At 72.5% G+C, this 15,420-nt stretch carries 12 protein-coding genes and 2 pseudogenes; 7 read left to right on the forward strand and 7 right to left on the reverse strand.

Features of this window, described 5'->3' with window-relative positions:
* Nucleotides 1–270: 270 nt before the first annotated feature.
* A complete protein-coding gene (locus AB0N14_RS36525) occupies nucleotides 271–756 on the reverse strand; it encodes an Lrp/AsnC family transcriptional regulator (RefSeq protein WP_103844475.1) in 486 nt (161 codons plus the stop codon).
* 60 nt (nucleotides 757–816) lie between these two features.
* On the opposite strand from AB0N14_RS36525, the gene AB0N14_RS36530 reads away from it, so the two are divergent.
* Complete coding sequence (locus tag AB0N14_RS36530) at nucleotides 817–2,034, forward strand: aminotransferase class I/II-fold pyridoxal phosphate-dependent enzyme (protein ID WP_366030012.1); 1,218 nt, start codon at nucleotides 817–819, stop codon at nucleotides 2,032–2,034.
* 78 nt (nucleotides 2,035–2,112) lie between these two features.
* Here AB0N14_RS36530 and AB0N14_RS36535 read toward each other — a convergent pair whose 3' ends face one another.
* The 3 genes from AB0N14_RS36535 to AB0N14_RS36545 form a co-directional block, all read right to left on the reverse strand.
* Nucleotides 2,113–3,534, reverse strand: a complete 1,422-nt coding sequence (locus AB0N14_RS36535; protein WP_366030013.1) for a GNAT family N-acetyltransferase — start codon at nucleotides 3,532–3,534, stop codon at nucleotides 2,113–2,115.
* A gap of 200 nt (nucleotides 3,535–3,734) precedes the next feature.
* Complete coding sequence (locus AB0N14_RS36540; RefSeq protein WP_366030014.1) at nucleotides 3,735–5,321, reverse strand: alkaline phosphatase D family protein; 1,587 nt, start codon at nucleotides 5,319–5,321, stop codon at nucleotides 3,735–3,737.
* Between the two features lie 296 nt (nucleotides 5,322–5,617).
* On the reverse strand, nucleotides 5,618–6,448 hold the full coding sequence (locus AB0N14_RS36545) for an alpha/beta fold hydrolase (RefSeq protein WP_366030015.1): 831 nt from the start codon (nucleotides 6,446–6,448) through the stop codon (nucleotides 5,618–5,620).
* 176 nt (nucleotides 6,449–6,624) lie between these two features.
* Here AB0N14_RS36545 and AB0N14_RS36550 point away from each other — a divergent pair, with 176 nt between their 5' ends.
* Together AB0N14_RS36550 and AB0N14_RS36555 are read left to right on the forward strand one after the other, a co-directional pair.
* On the forward strand, nucleotides 6,625–7,524 hold the full coding sequence (locus AB0N14_RS36550) for an RNA polymerase sigma-70 factor (protein ID WP_366030016.1): 900 nt from the start codon (nucleotides 6,625–6,627) through the stop codon (nucleotides 7,522–7,524).
* Between the two features lie 292 nt (nucleotides 7,525–7,816).
* Complete coding sequence (locus AB0N14_RS36555) at nucleotides 7,817–8,572, forward strand: GntR family transcriptional regulator (protein WP_366030017.1); 756 nt, start codon at nucleotides 7,817–7,819, stop codon at nucleotides 8,570–8,572.
* 125 nt (nucleotides 8,573–8,697) lie between these two features.
* Here the strand turns inward: AB0N14_RS36555 and AB0N14_RS36560 are convergent, their stop codons facing one another.
* Nucleotides 8,698–9,852: an ROK family transcriptional regulator gene (locus AB0N14_RS36560; protein WP_366030018.1), complete on the reverse strand. Its 1,155-nt coding sequence runs from the start codon at nucleotides 9,850–9,852 to the stop codon at nucleotides 8,698–8,700.
* 298 nt (nucleotides 9,853–10,150) lie between these two features.
* On the opposite strand from AB0N14_RS36560, the gene AB0N14_RS36565 reads away from it, so the two are divergent.
* Nucleotides 10,151–10,594: a hypothetical protein gene (locus AB0N14_RS36565; RefSeq protein ID WP_366030019.1), complete on the forward strand. Its 444-nt coding sequence runs from the start codon at nucleotides 10,151–10,153 to the stop codon at nucleotides 10,592–10,594.
* 157 nt (nucleotides 10,595–10,751) lie between these two features.
* Here the strand turns inward: AB0N14_RS36565 and AB0N14_RS36570 are convergent, their stop codons facing one another.
* Nucleotides 10,752–11,066, reverse strand: coding sequence for a hypothetical protein (locus AB0N14_RS36570; RefSeq protein WP_366030020.1), 315 nt, complete (start codon nucleotides 11,064–11,066; stop codon nucleotides 10,752–10,754).
* Nucleotides 11,067–11,789: 723 nt separating this feature from the next.
* On the opposite strand from AB0N14_RS36570, the gene AB0N14_RS36575 reads away from it, so the two are divergent.
* Together AB0N14_RS36575 and AB0N14_RS36580 are read left to right on the forward strand one after the other, a co-directional pair.
* Nucleotides 11,790–12,575 (forward strand): cyclase family protein, encoded by a 786-nt coding sequence (locus tag AB0N14_RS36575; protein WP_366030021.1) that lies wholly within the window; start codon nucleotides 11,790–11,792, stop codon nucleotides 12,573–12,575.
* Nucleotides 12,572–14,215 (forward strand): thiamine pyrophosphate-binding protein, encoded by a 1,644-nt coding sequence (locus tag AB0N14_RS36580; protein ID WP_366030022.1) that lies wholly within the window; start codon nucleotides 12,572–12,574, stop codon nucleotides 14,213–14,215. Before AB0N14_RS36575 ends, AB0N14_RS36580 begins: the two co-directional genes overlap by 4 nt.
* Nucleotides 14,216–14,582: 367 nt before the next feature.
* Here the strand turns inward: AB0N14_RS36580 and AB0N14_RS36585 are convergent.
* Nucleotides 14,583–14,747, reverse strand: a pseudogene (locus AB0N14_RS36585) (pirin family protein); the annotation flags it as partial.
* Nucleotides 14,748–14,846: 99 nt separating this feature from the next.
* Between AB0N14_RS36585 and AB0N14_RS36590 the strand changes: the two are divergent.
* Nucleotides 14,847–15,049, forward strand: a pseudogene (locus AB0N14_RS36590) (helix-turn-helix domain-containing protein); the annotation flags it as partial.
* Nucleotides 15,050–15,420 lie beyond the last annotated feature (371 nt).

Genomic DNA, 15,420 nt, shown 5'->3' on the forward strand with positions numbered 1-15,420 from the left:
TGACCCGATATGACAGCCATACCGCAACCAACGAGCCAGCCCAGCGCCGGTCACCGGCGGGCATCAGAAAACCATGTGCGAAGAACGGGACTAGGAGCGCCCGATGAGGTCGCGTGGTCTGGTGCCGTGCATCGCAAGGCGGAGGGTCTCCCGTGTACTGGGCGTACGCGGGCGACCCGACAACGCGGCGAGGTGCGGTGCCAGGCCGCGCGACCCGGGCGGGCGCAGTGCAAGGCCCCCTTACCTCTGCCCAGCGGGTTTCGGCACGGCTCAGGCAGTGGCCTGTCCCGGGGGAAGCAGCGGGCCGCAGTCCCACTGCTGGAAGATCAACCGGGTCTCCACCCGCGCCACTTCCCGCCGTGCCGTGAACTCGTCGAGCACCAGTCGCTGAAGATCCGCCATGTCCGCGACCGCGACATGCACGAGGTAGTCGTCCGGGCCGGTCAGGTGGAAGACGGTACGGGACTCGGGCAGCGCCCGGATGCGCTCCACGAACGGACCGACCAGCTCCCGCCGGTGCGGTCTGACCTGCACCGACAGCAGCGCTTCCAGGCCGCGCCCCAGCTTCGCCGGGTCCAGCCGCAGCTGATGGCCGAGGATCACGCCCGAGCGGCGCAGCCGGGTCACCCGGTCCAGGCAGGTCGAGGGCGCGACCCCGACCTGCGCGGCGAGGTCGCGGTAGGTGGCCCGGGCGTCGTTCTGCAAAAGCCGCAGCAGATGCAGATCCACCGGGTCCAGTACGACGGATTCGGCCATGCGCCGAACGTAACACGGGTTTCGCCGCCGTGACCCCGGCCGTTGTTCAGTCTGCCGTCCATGGATTCCCGTACTCATGACATGCGGAACGGATTCCCCGCGGGCGGTCCGTCCGGGCGCCGGGCGCTCGCCACCGAGGCCGTGCACGCCGGGCGCGAGGACCTCGTCGCCCTGGGGTTGCACGCCCCGCCCCTGGACTTGTCCACCACCTACCCCTGCCCGGACAGCCGGGGCGAGGCCGCCCGCCTCGACGCCTTCGCGGCCGACGGCGCCGAACTGGTGGGCCCGCCCGTCTACGGACGGCTCGGCAACCCGACCGTCGCCCGCTTCGAGACCGCGCTCGCCCGCCTGGAGGGCACCGAGAGCGCGGTCGCGTTCGCCAGCGGCATGGCCGCCCTGAGCGCCGTGCTGCTCGCCCGGGGCGCGCTGGGCCTGCGGCATGTCGTCGCGGTGCGACCGCTGTACGGCTGCAGCGACCACCTCCTGACCGCCGGGCTGCTCGGCTCCGAGGTGACCTGGACCGACCCGGCGGGCATCGAGGAGGCGCTGCGCCCGGACACCGGCCTGGTCATGGTCGAGTCCCCGGCCAACCCGACGCTCGCGGAGGTCGACCTGCGGGCGGTCGCGCACGCGTGCGGGTCGATTCCGCTGCTGGTGGACAACACCTTCGCCACGCCCGTGCTGCAGCGGCCCGTCGAGCAGGGGGCGCGCCTGGTGCTGCACAGTGCCACCAAGTACCTCGGCGGGCACGGCGACGTGATGGGCGGGGTGGTGGCCTGCGACGAGGAACTGGCACGCCGGCTGCGGCAGGTGCGCTTCGCGACGGGTGGGGTGCTGCATCCGCTCGCCGGCTATCTGCTGCTGCGCGGCCTCGCGACGCTGCCGGTACGGGTGCGGGCGGCCTCCGCCACTGCCGCCGAACTGGCCCGGCGCCTCGCCGCCGACCCGCGGATCGTCCGCGTCCACTACCCCCGCGTCGGGGGCGCGATGGTCGCCTTCGAGATCCACGGCGATCCCCACGCGGTGATCGCCGGGGTCCGTGTGATCACGCCCGCGGTGAGCCTCGGCAGCGTCGACACCCTCATCCAGCATCCGGCGTCCATCAGCCACCGCATCGTAGACGCCGAGGACCGCCGGGGCGCCGGGGTCAGCGACCGGTTGCTGCGGCTGTCGGTGGGCCTGGAGGACGCCGAGGACCTGTGGGCCGACCTGGAGCGGGCCCTGGGAGCGGAACAGGGCGGAGGCGATCGGCGCCGGGAGGAGATGGCCGGCCGGTAGCGGGCCCGGTCGCGGCATGGGGAACGGCCCGGCGGAGTGCGCCGGGCCGTTCCCCGTCGGTCGTGCGTGTGTGCCTCGTCAGTCGCGCGTGCTCCTCGAACCGGGCCGCTCGAACGCCTCGCCGTACGGCAGACGGGAGGCCACCGGGGTCGCGTCCAGGCGGGCCGTGACGACCAGGGTGCCCTCCTCGATCTGGTAGTCGAGGGGCAGCCCGAGGCCGCGCATCGCGGCGACCATGCCCGTGTTGGACGCCTGCGTGACCGCGTAGACGTTCTCGCAGCCCGCCTCGACCGCCATCGACACCAGACGGCCGAGGAGTTCGCTGCCGATGCCGCGCCGCTGCCACTCGTCCTCGACGAGCAGCGCGACCTCGGTCTCGTCGCCGTCCCACAGCAGATGGCCGAGGCCGACAATGCGGCCCGATCCCGTCTGCACGGCCAGGGTGCGGCCGAAGCGCGGGCTGAGCAGGTGGCCCAGATAGCGCTCCGCGTCATGGACCGGCCCGTGGTAGCGCATGCCCAGCGTGCGCGCCGAGCACCGGGCGTGCATCTCCTTCGCCGCCTTCAGGTCGGAGGTGTCGGCGCGCCGCACGGTGATCGCGTTGCCTTCCGGCAGCGTCAGCACGTCCTGGCTGCGCGGGATGCGCGGACCCAGCCGCGTGTCCAGGTCCACCAGCGCGCGTGCCCGCGCGAACTCCGTCGGCGTGAACGGCAGATACGGCCGCTCCACCGTGATCACGCCGCCTTCCGGCGCCCGCAGCCGCATCACCGTGTCCTCCAGGGCGCCCTCGACGGGAGCCTCCTCCTGGGCCCGGCCGGAGCCGGGGGAGACGGCGGGCAGGGAACGGATGGTGCACCGGCCGAGCAACTGCCGCAGGGCGAGGGGAAGTTCCGCCGCGTCCAGGGCGGTGCGCGCGGCGAGTCCGAGTACCCGGGTCGGGACGTCCACCAGGTCGTGTGCGTCGGCCCGCTCGATCCAGGTCCCGTCGCCGCCAGCCTGTGACACGGCCCGGGTGACCTCGCCCCCCTCCACGCCGGCGGGCGCCCGCAGCAGGAACTCGTCGACCGTGCCGTCCGCCAGCGGGTGTGTCTGCAGGCTGAGGATGTCGATGCGCAGCCTCGCCAGCCCCGTGCACAGCGCGGCCAGCGAGCCCGGCTCGTCCTTCACCGTCGTCCGCATCCGCCACAGCGTGCTCGCCCCGTCGGCCGCGTCGGTCCCGGACGGCCCGGCCTGCTCCGCCTCGGGGAGCGGCCGGGCGCCGGTATCGGCCGAGGGCGGCGCATGGCCGTGGCGGCGTGACCACCATGAGTGGAACGCGGCCGTCGCCACCAGCGCCACCGCCGAAATCACGAGGAGGGCGGGGCCGTCGGGCCCGTGCCCGACCAGGTTGGCCGTCACGTCCGCCACCGCGACCGCCGTGAACAGGGCGGCGAGCTCCACCAGGTCGCGTCGCCAGTGGTGCACCAGGCGGCCGTTCTTGGCGCGCCTCACATCAGACATGTCTGGAGTCATGCAAGTACTGTGCAGGAAGGGTGTTGCGTGATCACGAACGCTTTGTGACTGATCGGTTAAGTATAGATCTGTCCCTTTTGTTGCCTGTTGTACGAGATGCGTAGGTGGCGGCGACCGCGATGCCGCGCACCGGGGGATGACACCGGTGCGCGGCGCGGTGATCGAGGGTAGCCGAAGCGGCGGGCCCGTTACTGGCCCACGCGACCCGGCTGCAGCACCTGGGTGAACAGAACCGTACCGTCCTGCTCTCGCAGACGGACCGTCAACTCACCGCTGTCACCGTCGATGTCGACCTCACCGAAGAACTGGTAGCCGCCGGCGGGGGAGACGTTCGAGGCGGTCGGCGCCTTCACGAACACCCGCTCCGGGCCGAACGTGCCGTCGAGCGCGCTCGCCGGGAACGCGCCGGCGTTGAGCGGACCCGAGACGAACTCCCAGAAGGGTTCGAAGTCGGTGAAGGCGGCCCGCGAGGGGTGGTAGTGCTGCGCCGAGGTGTGGTGCACGTCGGCCGTCAGCCACAGCGTGCCCGTGATCCTCCGGTGCTTGATGAACCGCAGCAGCTCCGCGATCTGCAGCTCCCGCCCGAGCGGCGCGCCCGGGTCACCCTGTGCCACCGCCTCGAAGTTGGGCTTGTTCTCCATCGGGTCCGGCACGACCAGGCCGAGCGGCATGTCGGCGGCGATCACCTTCCAGACCGCGCATGATGCCGCCAACTCGCGCTTCAACCATTCGAGTTGCTCGGCACCGAGGATGCCCTGCGGGTCGACCGTCTGGTTGTCGGGTGAGTTGGGGTCGCGGTAGGTGCGCATGTCCAGCACGAACACGTCCAGCAGGGGGCCGTGCCGCATGACCCGGTAGACCCGGCCGTGCTTGTCGCCCGGCTGCAGCGTCGAGATCGGGAAGTACTCGCTGAACGCGCGCCGGGCGCGGGCGGCGAGCACGTCGATGCTCTTCTCGGTGTAGCGGGTGTCGGAGGAGGCGATCACCTCGCCCGGGTACCAGTTGTTGCGGACCTCGTGGTCGTCCCACTGGATGATCGACGGCACCTGGGCGTTGAACCGCTTGAGGTTCTCATCGAGCAGGTTGTAGCGGAAGTTGCCGCGGTACTCGGCCAGGGTCTCGGCGACCTTGGACTTCTCCTCGGTGCTGATGTTCCGCCAGGTGCTGCCGTCGGGCAGGGCCTGGGTGGCCGAGACGGGGCCGTCGGCGTAGATGTTGTCACCGCTGCACAGGAAGAAGTCCGGGTCCAGCTTCGCCATCGCGTCGTAGATCCGGTAACCGCCGCGGTCCGGGTTGATGCCCCAGCCCTGCCCGGCCAGGTCGCCCGACCACAGGAACCGCACCCCGCCGTGCCGCCCGGCGGGCGTCGTACGGAAGGTGCCGGTCGCCGGCTCGCCGGTGCGGCGAGGGTCGTCCGGGTCGGCCAGCAGCACCCGGTAGTGGATCTGCTCGCCGGCCGGCAGCCCGTGCAGCCGCGTGGTGCCGGTGAAGTCGGTGTCCGGGCCCAGCAGCGGCCCCTGCCATCTGCGCGGGTTGCGGAACGACTCCGTCGCGGCGGTCTCGACGATCATCCGGGCCGGGCGGTCCGAGCGCACCCAGACCAGACCGGAGTGGGCGGTCACGTCACCGGCCTGGACGCCCCATCCCGCCTTCGGGCGTCCCGACAGGGAGAATGCCGGCGCCGCGCCGAGCGCGGTGGGCAGGGTGAGGGCCGCAGAAGCGGCCAGGGAGCCGCGCAGCACGCTGCGGCGGCCGGGGAAGGGACGGTGTGACATGGGATGCGCCTCCAGGGACGTATTCCGGTCAATGGGCACCGCAACACCTACTGGTGCGCCACGGCGCGCACGGAAACCGCACGTGAACAACGGACCCCGGCCGCACGGTGAAGGACACACGTCACGCGCGCGTGGCGTCCCCCGTCACCCGTACGCCCTCCCGGACGTGTGCGGAGTGACAGGTGCGCGAAACCCAGCACCAGTCGTACGCCGTCGCCGGCCGCCGTCCCGTACGCGGACCACGGACGCACCGCCGAACCGGCCCCGGCCGCCCGCTCCAGGACCGCCCGGCCGGGTCAGCGGCTGCCGTCCAGGATGACCCGGGCGACCAGAGCGGGGTCGTCGTTCATCGGGACGTGCCCGCAGCCGGGCAGCCGCACCAGCCGGGCCCTGGGGATGATCCGCTTGGCGCGAACGCCCTGACGGTACAGCAGCAGCCGGTCCCTGGTGCCCCACGCCACGGTGACCGGCAGCCCGGGCACGTCCTCGGTGAACTGGACGGACGTGCCCGCCCGGAGGGTCTCGGCGAACCCCTCGGCGCGGGCCAGCGCCAGGGTCTCGGCGACGACGGCCTCGGGTGAACGGCGCCCGGGACGGGCGTAGATGGTGCTCGTCAGGACCGTTCGTCCGGCGGCCGTGCGCGACAGCCGCTCCACCACCGGCAGCGGCGTGTTCCGCGCGGCCTGCCGCATCGCGGAAAGGACCGTGAACGCGTACCGGCGCTCGACGGGGGTCCAGAAACCGGCGGGCGCGAGGGCGGTGACGGACCGTACGAGCTTCTCGCGGCCCAGCTCCAGGGCCAGCAGTCCGCCGAGGGAGTTGCCCGCCACGTGCGGACGCTCGATCCCCAGCGCCTCGCACAGCGAGCCGAGCGCCGGCACCACGGTCGCCAGGTCGTAGGCCAGCCCCTCCGGCAGGGCCGGAGACGCGCCGAAACCCGGGAGGTCGACAGCGATCACGTCCCGCTCGGTCGCCAGGATGTCCACGACCGGGTCCCAGGCCTGCCGGTGGTGGCCGATGCCGTGCAGCAGCAGGAGCGGTTCGCCCGCGCCCACGCGCGCGTAGGAGACGGTCACGGTCCGCGGGCCGTGCGGAGAAGGGACGCTGAAGGAGACCGTGGCCGGCATGGTGCTGCTCCTCGTCTGGGGGCACGGACGATGCGGTAGACAGCTTGTCAGCAATCGCTACCGGCGGGTAGCCCCGTGTCGACGCTGTTCGGCCACAGGCGGTCCGCCGGCCATTGTGCTGCGTCAACCGCCTTGTCTCCTGGACATGGTGGGAGCGTGTCGGATGGGATGGGACGGTGACGACCGACACCACGACCGAGGTCTTCGAAGAGCACCGTACGATCCTGATGGGAGTGGCCTACCGCATGCTCGGCCGGGTCGCCGACGCCGAGGACGTCGTCCAGGAGGCCTGGCTGCGCTGGTCCCGGGCCGACCGCGACGCGGTGCGCGAGCCGCGCGCCTACCTCGTCCGCGTCACCACCCGGCTGGCCGTCGACCGGCTGCGCCAGGCGCAGGCCCGCAAGGAGGACTACGTCGGGCCCTGGCTGCCCGAGCCCTACGTCACCGACTTCGGCGACACGGCGCCGGACGCGGCGGACAGGGCCGCGCTCGCCGACTCCGTCTCGCTCGCCGTCCTCGTCGTCCTGGAGTCCCTGTCGCCCCTTGAGCGCGCGGTGTTCGTGCTCAGGGAGGCCTTCGGATTCCCGTTCGGGGAGATCGCCGCCACCCTCGACCGCAGCGAGGCCGCGGTGCGCCAACTCGCCGCACGCGCCCGCAAGCACGTCGAGGAACGTCGGCCGCGCTACGACGTCGACCCCGCCGAACGCCGCGACCTGACCGAGCGTTTCCTCGCCGCGGCCGTCGAGGGCGACCTCAAGGGGCTGATGGAACTGCTCGCATCGGACGCACGGCTGGTCGGCGACAGCGGTGGTCGCGCCAAGGCACCGCTGCGCGTCCTTCAGACCGCGGACAAGGTCGGCCGGTTCCTCGCCGCCGTCGCCGGGCAGCGCCCGGCGGACATGTCGCTGCGCCACCTGGAGCTCAACGGCGGTCCCGCCCTGCTCGTCCTGTCCGGCGGCAAGCCCGACACCGTGTTCCAGGTGGACGTGGTGGACGGGCGGGTCCAGTGCGTCTACGTCATCCGCAACCCGGAGAAGCTGGCCTCCCTGCCGATCGACCGGCAACCGGAAGAGTGATCGGGAGGCCTCCGTACGAAAGAGTGATCGGGAGGCCTCGGTACGACGACGTCCCGCGAAGTCTCCCTGGCGCGAGGTCCGCGAACGGAGGCTTCGTCGACCTGTCGTACGCGTCGCCCACCGCGAACGCACTGTGAACGCTCCGTGACACACCGCCCGGGTACCGCGCAACCGATCGAGGATTGGTCTTGACCAAGGGTGGGGGCCGCCCTATGGTCGCAGAGAAGTGCAACAACCTTTAAAAAACAAGGGCGCTTAAAGCCGCCGGGCCACGGCGATCGCGGAGGACAGGGTGGGGACCACGCAGCTGGAATCGGTGCCGGAGCCCAAGTACTGGCACCTCAAGACCGTGCTCACCGAAGCACTCGACTCCGAGTTCTCCGTGGGCGAGATCCTGCCCAACGAACGGGACCTCGCCGCCAGGTTCGGCGTCGCCCGCGCCACGCTCCGCCAGGCGCTGGAACAGCTGGAGCTGGAAGGCCGCCTGCAGCGCCGCCGCGGGGTCGGCACCACTGTCGCCCCGCCGCGCGTCGGCGTGGCCGTGGGCGCCGAGGGGTACACCTGGCCGGGGGCGGTCGGCGACGACTGGCAGCCCACCGACTGCACGGACGTGGTCCCGCCCGCCGCGGTGGCCGACCTCCTGGAGACCGACCAGGGCGAGCAGGTGCACACGGTACGCCGCTCCCGCGTGTCGCACGGCCGGCCCGTGGCCGCCGAGCTGCTCTACATCCGGCACTCCTCGGTGCCCGACCTCTCGGCGATCGAAGCCCCCTCCGGTGCGGCACGCGCGCGTGCTGTGCTGCGCGAGCTGCAGCACCTGGAGCTGGAGGGCCGGGACCAGGCGGTCGAGCTGGGCTCGGTCAGCGCCGAGGACGCCAAGGAACTCGACCGGCTGCCCGGTGCGCCCGTCCTCGTCGTCACCACCCGCTTCCACTCCGGCGGCCGCACCGCGGCCGTCTCCGTCGCGACCTACCGCGCCGACACCTGCCGCCTGACCTTCGGGGGCGACATCGAGATCCACCACGGCCCGGAGCGCCGCGCCTCCTGACCACGCCGCCGCAGCCGGCATCGAAAGCCGCACCCGTCGCAGCCGGCATCGAAAGCCGCACCCGTCGCGCCCCGGTCATCCGGGGCGCGACGCCGTCCGGACACCTACGGGTCAGGGGCCGGGATTCAGCGCCGCGCCGTGACCGTCCCCTCCACGGCCAACAGCTGCTCCTCCACGTGGTCCAGCGCCAGCCGCAGCGCGCCCGTCGCCACCGCCGCCTCGCCCAGCTGCGACAGGGCCACCCTCGGGGGGCGCAGGCAGTAGCGGGCCAGCTCGTGGCGCAGCGGGTCCAGGACGCCGTCCAGGCCCACCGCCCAGCCTCCGATCACGACCAGTTCGGGGTCGAGTGCCAGGACGAGGGCCGCCACGTCGTGCACCAGCCGCTGCAGGAAACGGTCCACGGCGGCGCGGGCCCGCTGGTCGCCCTCACGGGCCAGCGCGAACACATCGGCCACCTGCTGCTCGTCCAGCGGCTGCAGCGGCTCGTCCGTGGTCGACAACAACGTCTCGGGCGTCGCCTCGCGGCCCAGCAGATGCAGCGCGCCGATCTCCCCGGCCGCCCCGCCGTAGCCGCGGTGCAGCCGACCGCCGATCAACGAACCGGCGCCGGGACTCAGCCCGACCAGCACGAACACCACGTCCTCGGACTCGGTGGCGGCGCCCTTCCAATGCTCCGCGACGGCCGCCGCGTTGGCGTCGTTCTCGACGAGGACCGGGCACTTGAAGGAGCGGCTGAGCCGTTCGCCCAGCCTCAGACCGGTCCACTCGGGCAGGGCCGTGCCCAGGCGCACCGTGCCGTCCGCCTCCACGATCCCGGGGGTGGCCACCCCGACCGCGCGTAGCGAACCACGGGACACGCCCGACCGGCGCAGCAGCTCGGCGACCGTGCTCCGCAGCCGCTCCAGCCGCTCGTCGGCCGGCGCTGACTCGTCGACCTCTTTGGAGAGGCTGCCGAGCTCACGGCCGTCGAGATCGGCGAGGAGAGCGGTCACCCTGTGCGCGCCGACGTCCAGCCCCAGCAGATGGCCCGCCTCCGCCCGGAACCGGAACCTGCGCGCGGGCCGTCCCTGCCGCCGGGCCGCGCCCTCCTCGGCCGCCGCCTCCACCACGAGCCCGGCCTCGATCAGCCCCTCGACGACTCCCTCGACGGTCGGCCGGGACAGCCCGGTCACCCGGGTGATCTCGGTGAGCGTCGCACAGTCCGTCGCGCGCAGCGCGTGCAGCACCACGGCGGAGTTGATCCGTCGCAGCAGAGAGGGGTCCCCGCCGGTCAGCCCCACCGTCGTCCTCCCAGGTCGTGCGCGTGTTGGCCGGATCGTACTCGGCACCGCGCCCTCCCGCGAGGGCCGGGCGCCGTCCGCGATCCGGCACGGCCACCGACCTCCTGCCCGACAAGGGAGGAAGGCCGTCCTGCGCGAGACGGCCGTGCCGGTTCTGTGGACGGGGCTCGCGGTGCGCCGGAGGTGCGGACGGCGGTGCTGCTGCTCGCGGGCGCGTGGAGTGCGGGCGCCAGGGCCCGTGACGGTCCGGTCCTCTGACGCCACACCAATTGTCAGTGGTGACTGGTCTACTGGACCCATGAACGTCGACGACCACCTGGCCACGATCGACCGGCTGTGTCTGCGCGAGTTCCCCGCGCGACCCGGCCGGTCGGACGTGGGGTTCGGGCGGCCCGGGTTCCACGTCGCCGAGTTAACGGTGAGCGTCGGCCTCGGGACGGGTGACGGCGCGGCACGGGAGCGCACAGCGGAGGACTTCGACGCGTGGAGGGAAGCGATCGCCCAGCGGCTGAACGACCGGTGGGGGCGGGGACAGCGCTGGGGGATGCTGACCCTCGGCGTGCGCAGGGCGCGCGGCGAGGAGATACCGCAGCCGTGGGCGCTGCTCGGCGACCTCGTGCATGAGGTGCACCTGTGGCAGGCGGACGGCACCGGCCGGTGGGTCGCCCTGGGAGTGGCCGAGCGCGACGAGACCGACGAGATACGACTCCTCGCGGTCGTCACGGCGATGGACCCGCCCTGACCGTTGTACTCTCCAAATGCGCTGCCTCGTCAAGGCCGAAGGGACGGATTGCAGTGCCGCGTATCCTGGTTGGCGCGGGCGCGGGGCCTTGCATGCCTGGAGGGGCAGCCGTGAGGCCCATGCGTGAACTACTCATCGACGCCTGGTCGTGGCGCAACTACAAGCAGGCGATGGCCCACCCCAACAGGCCGGGCAGCTCGCCTACACCGGCACCGCCGTCAAGAACGTGCAGGACTCGCCGACGAGCCCGATGCTGCAGGCCCACTTCGACACCGAGGACGACCTCAAGGCCAGCGGCCTGCCCTACACCGTCCTGCGCAACTCCATGTACACCGACGTCCTGCCGGTCTTCCTCGGAGCCGACGCCGCCGACCGCGGCGTCCACCTGGCCGCCGCAGCCGGCAGGGTCCCCTTCGCGCTGCGCCGGGAAATGGCCGAAGCCGCCGCCAACGTTCTCCTCCAGGACGGCCACCAGGGCAAGACCTACCACCTCACCGCCACCAGCACGTACCTTCGGCGACGTGGCCCGGGTCCTGTCCGACCTGACCGGCAAGCACGTCCCCTACACGAGCCCCACCCCCGAAGCCTTCGCCGACGCCCTGCGCTCCGCCGGCGTCCCCGAACCCGGCGTCGGCGTCCTCTCCGCCTTCGTCACCGGCATGCGCGAAGGCCGCCACAACCAACCTCCTCACCGACGACCTCGCCACCCTCCTCGGACGCGAACCCGCCTCCCTCGGCCAGGGCGTCGCCGAGGTCTACCACCTGTAATCCGCCCCTCCGAAATCGGCCGCGCCGGGCAGGCACCCGGCCTGCAACCCAAGGCTGGGCACCCAAGCACACGGGTGCCTACCCTTGCTGGTCCCACGTCGCAAGCCGCGGCGAATACCGCAATTTTCGAATACTGACCCTTCACCAGTGGGCCCGCACCCCCACCGAAACGATCACCGCTGGCATCACCGGCCCCGCCACCGCGCTGCTCCTCGCCCGCTACGACAGGGAGCAGCGGCTGCGTATGGTCGCCCGCACCACCCTCCTCCGCGCACCGTCAAAAGTCACGGCCGGTGCCGGCACGCGAACACGCGGGACCCGACGGCTCGTACCAGGTCCGGAGATCCGGCCCGTCGACGCGCGTTGATCGGACGCCGTCACGTCGGGCTGCCATCCTGGCGGTTCCACACCGTCTCAGGAGGCCCTCATGTCCGAGCCGTCCGTCCTCGCATCGCTCGTGTCCGGGTTGCGGAGTGGGTCGATCGAGGTCGTCGACCTCACGTCCCCGCTGTCGTCCTCGACGCCGGTCATCCAGCTGCCGCCCGAGTTCGGCCAGAGCGCGGTGTTCGAACTGGAGGAGATCAGCCGGTACGACGACCGGGGTCCGGCCTGGTACTGGAACAACTTCCGCAGCGGCGAGCACACCGGCACCCACTTCGACGCCCCGAACCACTGGGCCACCGGGAAGGACCTCGCCGACGTGGCGTCGGTGCCGGTGCGCCGGCTCATCGCGCCGGCGGCCGTGCTGGACTTCACCGCCGAGGCGCAGGCGGACCCGGACTTCCTCGTCGAGGTGGACCACGTCAAGGCCTGGGAGGCCGGGAACGGGCCGTTGCCCGACGGCGGCTGGCTGCTGCTGCGCACCGGCTGGGACGCCCGCTCGGACTCGCAAGAGGCCTTCCTGAACGCGGACGAGAACGGCCCGCACACCCCCGGCCTGTCCCCGGAGTGCGCCCGCTGGGTGGCCCAGGAGTCGCCGGTGATCGGCCTCGGCGTCGAGACCGTGGGCACCGACGCCGGACGCGGGCACGCCTTCGACCCGGCCTTCCCCTGCCACTCCTATCTCATGGGCAGCGGCAAGTACGGGCTGACCCAGTTGCGGAACCTGGGGACGCTGCCGCCGACCGGAAGCGTCGTCGTCGCGGGACCGTTGCCCATCGTCACCGGGTCCGGGGCTCCGGCGCGGGTGCTCGCGCTGGTGGAGCGGTCGTGAAGGCCGCGGAGGCCGTCGGGCGGGCACTGGTCGCGGCCGGAGTCGGTCAGGTCTTCGGCGTGGTCGGATCGGGCAACTTCCATCTGACCAACGCCATGATCGCGGCCGGGGCGCGGTTCGTCGCCGCACGCCACGAAGGCGGCGCCGCCACGATGGCCGACGCCTACGCCCGCATGAGCGGCGCGGTGGCCGCGGTGAGCCTCCATCAGGGCCCCGGCCTGACGAACGCCCTCACCGGGATCACCGAGGCGGCCAAGAGCCGTACGCCGCTTGTCGTACTGGCCGCCGAGGTGACCGAGCCCCGGTCCAACTTCCACATCGACCAGGAGGCCCTGGCCTGCTCGGTGGGCGCAGTCCCGATGCGGGTCACGTCGGCGCAGGACGCGGTGGCGCAAGCCTGCGAGGCGGTGCGACGGGCCGTGCACGAACGGTGCACCGTCCTGCTGAACCTCCCCTTGGAGGTCCAGGCCCTTGACGTGCCCGCGAGTCTGCCGGAGGGAGCCGCGCCGCCGCCGGAACGGGCGGCGGTCGAGCCCACCGCGGCGGACGTGGCGGCCCTGGCGCAGGTGCTCGAACGGGCCCGTCGGCCGGTCTTCGTGGCCGGCCGGGGAGCGCGTTCGCCGGGCGCTCGGGACGCCCTGGCGGCCCTCAGCGAGCGTTGCGGCGCGCTGCCGGCGACCTCGGCCGTGGCCCGCGGGCTGTTCCACGGCAACCCGTGGTCCCTCGACGTGTCCGGAGGCTTCGCCTCGCCCCTGACGGCCGAACTCGTCCGAGGCGCGGATCTCGTCGTGGGCTGGGGCTGCACCCTGAACATGTGGACGACGCGGCACGGCCGCCTGATCGGTGCCGACGCCACCGTGGCGCAGGTCGACGACGACGCGTCGGCGCTCGGTCGGCACCGGGAGGTGCACGTCGGGGTCACCGGCGACGTGGAGCTCACGGCTCGGCGCCTCCTCGACTCGGGCCCGGAGCGACGACGGCGGGGTTACCGGACACCGGACGTCGCCGCGGCCCTCGCCGCGCGGGGGCGCTGGCGGGACGTGCCCTACGAGGACACGAGCGGCCACGAGCGGATCGACCCGCGGACGCTGAGCATCGCGCTCGACGACCTCCTCCCGGCGGAGCGGGTGATCGGCGTGGACTCCGGCAACTTCATGGGCTACCCGAGTATGTACCTGTCCGTGCCGGACGAGAACGGCTTCTGCTTCACGCAGGCGTTCCAGTCGATCGGCCTAGGGCTCGCGACCGCGATCGGCGCGGCGCTGGCGCGGCCCGACCGGCTGCCGGTGGCCGCGCTCGGGGACGGCGGCGCGCTCATGGGCGCCGCGGAGCTCGACACGGTGCGCCGGCTCGGGCTGCCCATGGTGGTCGTCGTCTACAACGACGAGGCCTACGGGGCCGAGGTGCACCACTTCGGGCCCGAGGGCCATCCGCTCGGGACGGTCCGGTTCCCGCCGACTGACATCGCCGCCGTGGCACGGGGTTACGGGTTCGAGGCCGTGACCGTGCGCACACCGGCGGACCTGAAGGCCGTCGAGGACTGGGTCGCCGGGCCGCGGTCGCTGCCCCTGCTCGTCGACGCCAAGGTGGTCGGCGATCGAGGGGCCTGGTGGCTGGAGGAGGCGTTCCGCGGCCACTGAGCGCGGGCTGCGGCCGCGCCCGTCCGCCACGGGGAGCGGACGAGCGGGGCCGTCATCACGCAGATCGGCGACCAGTTCCTCATGGAGCGGGCGACGGGCATCACCTCTCCGCCCGCGCAGGCCACCGGCATGCGCCTGGGCACTGGCCCCACCGCGACCGCGAAGACCGGCGCCGGTGCGGCGCTGGTCACGTACCTGTCCGGCTCCAACAAGGGGTTCGAGACGCCACGTACCCGCAGTCGAGTCTGTCGGCGCCGAACGACCTGCGGCACACTCAGCCGCCCTCCCTGCGCGCGACCGAAGGGCGGGAGGCAGTACCGGAAAGCACGTCACCCACCCGACGCCGATCATCAAGCACCTCCGCAGGTCAGCGCACCCGGCCCCGTGGCTTCGACGGCATCGCCGGCGGCTCCGGAGCCGGCAGCGGAGCACCGTCGTACCCCTTCACCTCCCCGAACCGCGTCCCTTCCATCCAGTCCCGACGTGCCTGCTCGATCTCCTCCTGGGTGGGGCCGATCCAGTTCCAGAACATGGCGAACCTTGCGCGCATCAGCGCAGGTCAGCGGCGTTCCGGACCTCCGACGGTGAGCCAAACTGTCAGCATCGGTCCCGGAGGAGTCAGCAACCGTGAGTCGCCCACGCCGCGGTCGACCTGTTCATCACCCAAGGCGTCGCCGCGACCACGGGCGAGCAGATCGGGCAGGCCGTCGGCGTCTCGGCGCGGACCGTCTGGCGCTACTTCCCACCAAAGAGAGCTGCGTACAGCCCCTGTTCTCAACCGGCATCGACACGATCGCCGCCGCACTGCGGCAGTGGCATCCCGGCCGCCCCCTCCTAGTCCTAGTGCCGCAACAGGCAACGTTCGCCCCGTCGCGACGCCCGGCACTCCCCCAAGCTCTCGGCTTCGCTCGAGCAGGGGGGGACCCCCACCCCCAAGCTCTCGGCTTCGCTCGAGCAGGGGGGGACCCCCACCCCCAAGCTCTTCGAGCAGGGGGGACCCCCACTCGCCGCACCGGCCGAAAGCCCAAGTACGTCCAGTACGAGGACTTCCGGCCGGCACTCCCCCAAGCTCTTCGAGCAGGGGGTACCCCCAGAGCACGCACCGGACGCCGCTCCTTGACGGGCAAACGTCGCCTGCCGCGGCACCAGGGGAGAAGCGCCGAATTCATGCCGATTCCAGCCGGAGTACACCGGGCCGGTGAGGA

It is taken from the genome of Streptomyces sp. NPDC051104 (genome assembly GCF_040682835.1).
GTDB lineage: Bacteria > Actinomycetota > Actinomycetes > Streptomycetales > Streptomycetaceae > Streptomyces > Streptomyces cynarae.

Bases quoted from the DNA above. Each gene is read 5' to 3' on its own strand.
- AB0N14_RS36540 (WP_366030014.1), bottom strand. From the start codon at position 5,321: ATGTCACACCGTCCCTTCCCCGGCCGCCGCAGCGTGCTGCGCGGCTCC.
- AB0N14_RS36525 (WP_103844475.1), bottom strand. From the start codon at position 756: ATGGCCGAATCCGTCGTACTGGACCCGGTGGATCTGCATCTGCTGCGG.
- AB0N14_RS36565 (WP_366030019.1), top strand. From the start codon at position 10,151: ATGAACGTCGACGACCACCTGGCCACGATCGACCGGCTGTGTCTGCGC.
- AB0N14_RS36530 (WP_366030012.1), top strand. From the start codon at position 817: ATGGATTCCCGTACTCATGACATGCGGAACGGATTCCCCGCGGGCGGT.
- AB0N14_RS36575 (WP_366030021.1), top strand. From the start codon at position 11,790: ATGTCCGAGCCGTCCGTCCTCGCATCGCTCGTGTCCGGGTTGCGGAGT.
- AB0N14_RS36545 (WP_366030015.1), bottom strand. From the start codon at position 6,448: ATGCCGGCCACGGTCTCCTTCAGCGTCCCTTCTCCGCACGGCCCGCGG.
- AB0N14_RS36535 (WP_366030013.1), bottom strand. From the start codon at position 3,534: ATGTCTGATGTGAGGCGCGCCAAGAACGGCCGCCTGGTGCACCACTGG.